This window comes from Micromonospora sp. DSM 43699 (assembly GCF_055517075.1).
Genome location: NZ_JBTMMT010000221.1, coordinates 1 through 447 on the forward strand (window position 1 = coordinate 1; position 447 = coordinate 447).

General features: G+C 62.4%; 1 protein-coding gene. It reads left to right on the forward strand.

The window, feature by feature from the left end:
• On the forward strand, positions 1–447 hold a 447-nt coding region (locus AC0AIB_RS31345; RefSeq protein ID WP_465098102.1), incomplete at both ends, for a sodium:solute symporter family transporter.

The following is a 447-nucleotide window of genomic DNA, read 5'->3' on the forward strand; positions in this document are numbered from 1 at the left end:
GCTCAGTACTACAGCGATGGAAGCGGGTACCTGGCGCAACGGCTGTTTACCGCCCGAAATGAGCGCCATGCGTCTGCCTGCGCGCTTTGGTTTGCCGTGCTCAACTACGCCGTGCGCAGTTGGCCCTGGATCCTCGTCGCCCTGGTGGCGCTGGTGGCGTATCCGCTGCAGACGCAAGGCAGCGATGCCCCGGGTGCCGCTATCGTGGCCGCGGATCGAGAAATGGCGTATCCGGTACTCATGGCGCGCTTGTTGCCCGCGGGGCTGCTCGGGCTGCTATTTGTATCGCTGCTGGCTGCATTCATGAGCACAGTGGACACGCACCTGAACTGGGGTGCCAGTTATGTGGCCAACGATTTCTATCGGCGCTTTGTTCGGCCGGATGCGACCGAACGGCAACTGGTTCGTGTCAGTCGATTCAGTGTGCTCGGGCTCGCACTCATGGGC